The sequence below is a fragment of the Candidatus Desulfolinea nitratireducens genome, assembly GCF_982879505.1.
The window spans coordinates 23,357-29,588 of record NZ_CEYOSI010000013.1 but is presented as its reverse complement, the minus strand read 5'-3'; the positions used below and the strand labels follow the sequence as shown (position 1 = coordinate 29,588).

7 protein-coding genes are annotated in these 6,232 nt (G+C 48.8%); 4 read left to right on the top strand and 3 right to left on the bottom strand.

Translation table 11 applies throughout. The features are described from left to right. The 3 genes from AC3DOM_RS02265 to AC3DOM_RS02255 all read right to left on the bottom strand — a co-directional run. Positions 1-641: DNA adenine methylase (locus AC3DOM_RS02265; protein WP_487917401.1), on the bottom strand; the 641-nt coding region annotated here is incomplete at its 3' end. A 30-nt stretch (positions 642-671) separates the two neighbouring features. Beyond that, positions 672-1,391, bottom strand: coding sequence for a Type 1 glutamine amidotransferase-like domain-containing protein (locus tag AC3DOM_RS02260; protein ID WP_487917400.1), 720 nt, complete (start codon positions 1,389-1,391; stop codon positions 672-674). 170 nt (positions 1,392-1,561) lie between these two features. Beyond that, the gene (locus AC3DOM_RS02255; protein WP_487917399.1) at positions 1,562-1,771 is read right to left on the bottom strand and encodes a hypothetical protein; all 210 of its coding nucleotides are present in this window, start codon (positions 1,769-1,771) and stop codon (positions 1,562-1,564) included. Between the two features lie 215 nt (positions 1,772-1,986). Between AC3DOM_RS02255 and AC3DOM_RS02250 the strand changes: the two genes are divergently transcribed. The 4 genes from AC3DOM_RS02250 to AC3DOM_RS02235 all read left to right on the top strand — a co-directional run bounded on the left by AC3DOM_RS02250 (position 1,987) and on the right by AC3DOM_RS02235 (position 5,960). Further along, a complete protein-coding gene (locus tag AC3DOM_RS02250) occupies positions 1,987-2,595 on the top strand; it encodes a hypothetical protein (protein ID WP_487917398.1) in 609 nt (202 codons plus the stop codon). 145 nt (positions 2,596-2,740) lie between these two features. Then, on the top strand, positions 2,741-3,868 hold the full coding sequence (locus AC3DOM_RS02245) for a hypothetical protein (RefSeq protein ID WP_487917397.1): 1,128 nt from the start codon (positions 2,741-2,743) through the stop codon (positions 3,866-3,868). 6 nt (positions 3,869-3,874) lie between these two features. Continuing rightward, positions 3,875-4,591, top strand: coding sequence for a response regulator transcription factor (locus AC3DOM_RS02240; RefSeq protein ID WP_487917396.1), 717 nt, complete (start codon positions 3,875-3,877; stop codon positions 4,589-4,591). A gap of 13 nt (positions 4,592-4,604) precedes the next feature. Beyond that, the gene (locus tag AC3DOM_RS02235; RefSeq protein WP_487917395.1) at positions 4,605-5,960 is read left to right on the top strand and encodes a sensor histidine kinase; all 1,356 of its coding nucleotides are present in this window, start codon (positions 4,605-4,607) and stop codon (positions 5,958-5,960) included. Positions 5,961-6,232: the final 272 nt, after the last annotated feature.

The window sequence follows — 6,232 nt, the reverse complement described above, 5'->3', positions numbered from 1 at the left end:
TAGTAAAAGGTAGCAATGGTCAAAGAATGTGATAGCTCTAAGTCACTAGCGTAATTGTATAGATGACGAACATACATGTAGAAAGCGCTGTGAAAAGCTGTCTCGAAATTATCGATAATGTCAGTATCCTTCAGCCCACCATTTTCTTCCGACAATTTCTGCATCCGGAATAATTTCCTAGTTAAATTCTTGAATATTTCATTATAAAAAACACTTGTTTCAATCTGCTCAAAAGTAAACTCTGACAATTTTGATTCGTGATTCTTAACCCAACTTTTTACCTGAGTATTTAGCTCTTCCTTTGATATATTTCCAAGAATATAACTATTAAACCAAGCTAGGAAATCGTCTGTATCTCCTTCAATCATGTTGCATAATGAACGACGAATATCATCTAAACGATGAATAGTTTGAAAGAACTTTTTTTCTCCCTGTTGTATATAAATATATAAGGCAATTAATTCCTCTGATCGATCATTAATGGCAGCGTTTTGCGCTTGAGACGCAAAATAAATCGATCCTCCCCCAACGAAAGGATCAATAAATCTCCCTTTGTAGCGTGGAAGTATAGGGAGGATTTTTTCAGCCTCTGATATTTTTCCTCCTGGCCATTTAACAATTGCTTTTATCGTTTCAGCCATAATTATTCTCAAGAACAATTGTACTATATTTCAAATGCTCAAAAATACTTCTTCCCCTGCATTAAAATCCTGCTGATGATCGCGAGTAATAATGTGTGCGTTGCCCTGTCCCATCACTTTCCACCCACCTTCAAGCGATCCAACCAACGCAGATTTCTCGTCCACGCCCAGAATGAATTGCCCATCCGCCAATTGGCGGCGCACGGCAAAAAGATACGCAGACCACAGGCCACGCATGCGATCAAAATGCGGGATAACGAAGGTTGGCGGAAGAACCTGAAATGCTTCAATCGAAGTTAACCCAACGGAGCGGAAATTGGGCACTCTATCTGCCAGGATCATCGCGCCGGCTGAACAGCCAGCATAAACCGCGCCACGCTCCCAGGCTTTTTGGGCGGCTTTCCAGGCGCGGCTGCCCTGCATCGTTTCGTAGAGATAGTTCGGTTTTCCACCAGAGAAATAGATCAGATCAGCGTTTTGCAAGGCCTCTTCCCATTGGGGATCATCGGCTGATTCCCGATCGATGATGCGGGCGGGGGTTACCTCTGCGCCCAATTCTTCAAAATGCTCGCTACCCATTTTGAGCCAGCGCTTCACACTGGCATCACCTTCCTGCCCGGCTGCGGTGGGCATACAAACCACGCGGGGAGCACGTCCATTTGTGTTGACCGAAGCCAAAAGATGGCGGTCAATTTCGTTCATTACTGATAAATATTCACCTGAACCCACTAATGCGATCAGTCCATTCATTCTTATAGTCCTTAAGTTTTTACTCTTTCCATTGTATATCGAATTAATTCCAGTGCATCATTATACAGGTTAAAATTTTCTTTCAACCTTTCCATTTTTTGATTTTCCAGATATCCGTGGCAAAGCCTTCGATAAAATAGCGATCATGCACCACCGCCAGAATGCTTCCGTTAAATTGTGTCAATGCCTGATTCAACCTGCTGCGCCACCTCGATTATCGCCTGTGTGGCTTCATCCCAGCGATCTTCATTTTGCAAGGTTTCGATCTCAGCAAAATCGACCGAGATCATCAGGCTCCTGGCAGAGTGTAACCCGCCAAGTTTCTCTTTTACACCTTCGTTGACAATTCGATAATATTCAATCGAAGATTCCCAGCTCATCCCCGACCACTCCGATGGTCTTGATTAATAAGCTCCTCTTTTAGAATATAAGAAATGGCCTGGCGTGTTTCAATCGAGGATTATATCGCACCTAAAAACCGGGTAACTAAACCAAATCCGAAGAGATTCTAAACAACTTCTAAACATCTATTTTTTATACTGTAGTCAATATACGGGAAGAAGAAATCTTCCTGTTCTAACCAAAAGGATAAATCATGAACAAGAAAATTAAATTTTATACAATATTGATTGGTATCGCAGTCGCGCTTACAGCCTGCTCTGGACTCCCGGAAGAAATCCAGGGTCTGGATATCAGCAACGTGAGCGTTCCCGAGCAAGCGCTCCCTGATGAAGATGGCCAACAGTCTCCAGAAGGTCAAGGCCCTCAAGGGCAAGGCAACAGAGAGAAACAGCGTCGACAGATTGACCTGTCTGCTGCCGCATCAGAGTTAGGTGTGACCGAAGAAGCTTTGAAGGAAGCCTTGGGAGAACCCGGACAAGGGAGGCCTGATTTTGCCGACGTAGCCGCTCAGCTTGGTATCACTGAAGAAGAGCTGATCAATGCACTCCGTGTACCTACTGGTGGACCGAATAACGGTCAGCAAGGCCAGGGCCAAAATGGTCAGGGTCAGGGTGGGCAAAATCGTCCACGGATTGATTTCGCAGCTGCCGCATCTGATTTGGGTGTGACTGAAGAAGCCTTGAAAACTGCCCTGGGCGAACGTGGACAAGGCCCGCCAGATTTCGCTGCTGCTGCAGCAGAACTGGGTGTCACAGAGCCAGCCCTGATCGATGCATTGGGTGTCCCGACTAAAAGTCAGTAGAATAAAAAAGTGCGTTGCATCTTTTGAGGGTGCAACGCACGTACTCACGAGTATAATCAGATTATTAAAATTATCTCTGCCGCAAATAATAAAGCAAATTATTGATCTATATCCCCTAAGTCAATCGAGATCAAAGGAGAGTTATATGAGCAAGAGAATTTCCACACTTGTGATCTTATTGGGGATCTTGGTAACCATCCAATCGGCCTGTTCATTGCCATTTATTACCAGCTCATCTGAACCTGAAAACGATCCCTCTCCCAACGTTCTGCCAACGCAAGAGCCAAGCGACACTGGAGTGCTGGAAATCGAAACAGTTACTGTCATTGATATTGAGACGGAATCCATCCCGATCCCACCCATTTATGTAACGGTTGCCGGTCATATTGAAGATGTGCCGGTCTATGCAAACTGCGATGCATATCCGGATTTCCGCGAGAAATTATTGCTTTTTTCAGAGACCATTTCCAAAACTGGAGTGGCCTTCAATCTGCAAATCGAGTACGAGTTTTTCCTCGGCGTTTCACGCTGCGAAACGGATGCGATGAAAGCTTCCACCGATGGATTGAATATCATCGACTATCTGGCGATCCACTATGGTTTTGAAATTGACCCCCATCAGGAGGGTGGCACAGAAGAAGGGGCTGATAATTACGCGGATATTCGCTACCTAGGGGGAACGCTTACCTCAAACATCAGTGAAAATGTGGGCGGCCTGGTATGGAATAATCCGCCACAATTTAAGGCACTCAGCCGGGGAGAGGCAGGGTGGATTTATCCCGATTACACATGGCATCCCGAAGTTCTGACATTGGCCGTCAGCCGCGACCATCATCAGGGCGATTTCAGCAAAGACGATATTGCCAGCGGAATTTGGATACCCAAGGGACCCAACAAAAATTTCTGGGTTCACGATTCTGGCGGACAAATGGTTTACATTGGGCCAGGTGAACATGAAGACTGGGGACGTGACAGTGAATTTTTATCAACTCCCGAATTCGTACAAGCGCTCTCCGACCAGCTTGCGCAGGGGACACTTGATCGTAATAAAATCTATACAGTCACTTTGCCTGTTCCCCAGAGGATCATCTTCAATGCTGACCAGCATGAAAAATTATTGGCCTTGTTGGATCAACTCGCCCCGCTGATCCAATCGGGTCAGGCTCGTTATGTGACTTATTCTCAGGCTGTGGAAATCTGGCGAACAGAATACGGGGCAGAACCCAATATTTTCTTTCGCGAGGGCATTGAGCCTCCATATGAAAAGCGGTAAAAGATCATGACCAAAACCATCCTTGTCGTAGACGACAGCGCCAGCGTCCGTACCCTTGTTCGTGATTACCTCACCGAACAGGGACTGCGAGTCGTCACTGCGGATAACGGTCAGAACGCCCTCTTCACCGCCCGCCAGGAAAAGCCCGATCTGATCCTGCTCGATATTATGATGCCCGAAATGGACGGTTATCAATTTGTGACCGCCTACCGAAAAGAGAGTGAAACACCCATTATTTTACTCACGGCAAAACTTGAAGAAACCGACAAGGTTTTGGGACTGGAACTCGGCGCGGATGATTACGTCACCAAGCCTTTTGGGATGAGGGAACTGCTCGCACGGATTCGCGCCGTCCTGCGCCGGGTCGGAGCGGACTCCCTTCAACCTGCTGCCCTTAAAGCAGGGGATATTAGCCTCGATCATGAGACCCGCCAGGTGCGCGTGGACGGAAATTCCGTTAACCTGACCCCTTCCGAATTTGATCTCCTCGCCACCTTCATGACCTCCCCCGGGAGAGTATTCTCACGTGCCGATCTGTTGATCAAATTACAGGGCACCACCTTCGAAGGCGTCGAGCGGACAATCGATGTGCATGTCCGCAATTTGCGCACCAAGATCGAACCAGACCCCTCCGAGCCGCGCTATATCGAAACGGTTTTTGGGGTGGGGTATAGATTCAGCGATTCTGCGAATCAACAAAACGCAGAATCGTTGAATCGCTGAATCGGCGAATTCCATGCGCTCCCTCTCCTTAAAACTCACCCTCGCCTTTCTGATCGTCAGCCTGACGGTTGCCGGATTGGCTGCCGTATTTACCTGGCAGGCGACAGCCCGCGAATTCGAGACTCTCGTTGTCGACCGCATCCGCGATGAGTTCATCGAAAAGGTGACCGGCTATTATCAGGATCATGGCTCATGGCAAGGGATCGCTCAAGAATTTCCACTCCGACGACCGCAAAATCAGCCGCCCAACCCCAATCAACCCAAACCCGCACCGATCATTTTTGCCCTTGCCAACCAAAATGGAGAGATCGTCGTCCCGGCTGGAGAGTATCGCCCACGGGAAATCGTAGCTGCAGAAATCCTCGCTGAGGGCACACCCGTCGAGGTGAATGGTATCGTCGTTGGGACGGTGCTGCAAACTGGCAACGCTCCCGAACTGGACCCGGTTGAACAACGTTATTTGGAGCGCAGCAACCAGGCCCTCCTTCTGGCAGCGGGCGCAGCGACGATCATTGCCTTAATTCTCGGTGCGGGGCTGGCACGCTCCATGACCCGCCCGCTGCGAGAGTTGACTGGCGCAACCCGCGCAATGGCACGCGGTGATTTGGAGCAGGAAGTCCCCGTGCGATCAAAAGATGAATTGGGGGAGTTGACCGCTTCATTCAATCAGATGTCTGCCGATCTGGCACGCGCGACAGAATCCCGCCGTCAAATGACGGCTGATATTGCCCACGATCTGGGTACTCCACTGACGGTGATCGGCGGCTATCTTGAGACGATAGAAGAGGGTGTCCTCGATGCCACCCCGGAACGGATTGCCGTCATGCATACTGAGGTGAAGCATCTTCAGCACCTCGTCAGCGATCTGCGGACGCTTTCGTTGGCTGACGCCGGGCAGATACCGCTTAATCGGAGGCAAGTTGAGGTCGGGGCATTGTTGCGGCGGGTCGCATCATCTTATCAACTGGCTGCCGAGCAGAAAGGCGTCATCCTGAGCGTGGATACAGAATCCGCCCTCCTGTCTGTCCAGATAGATGAGGAGCGGATGGTGCAGGCGCTGGGAAATCTGGTCAGCAATGCGCTGCGCTATACGCCACCTGAGGGAACGATTAGCGTTCAATCTTCAGTTTTCAGTGGGCAGTGGGTATCCATTATTGTTGAAGATACTGGCGCGGGGATTGCAGCGAAGGATTTGAGCCGCATCTTTGAGCGATTTTACCGCGGCGACCAGGCCCGAAATCTGGACGCGGGCGAATCAGGGCTCGGGCTGGCGATCACCCGCTCGATCATCGAGGCGCACGAGGGGGTGATCCTGGTGTCCAGCGAGCTGGGGCTGGGAACCAGGTTTGAAATTCGATTGAAAATATAGAAAAACGTCCCGCAGGTTTAATTGGATTCTGCTGGACGCTATTTATATGAATATCAATACTTTTTACAATGAAACCTTATTTTGCGAATGTGTTATATTAAATAGCGCATGTCCATTCAATTAATCGCAAAAGGAGAAGAAAATGAAAGAATCTAATGCACTCTGGAAATGGCTCTATGTCGGTGGTGTGGTTGTTTCAGGGTTGGCAGGAGCCTTTGTTATAGAAAACGCCATCCTGGGATTGGTCCTGATCATCGTCGGTATTCTGGTTG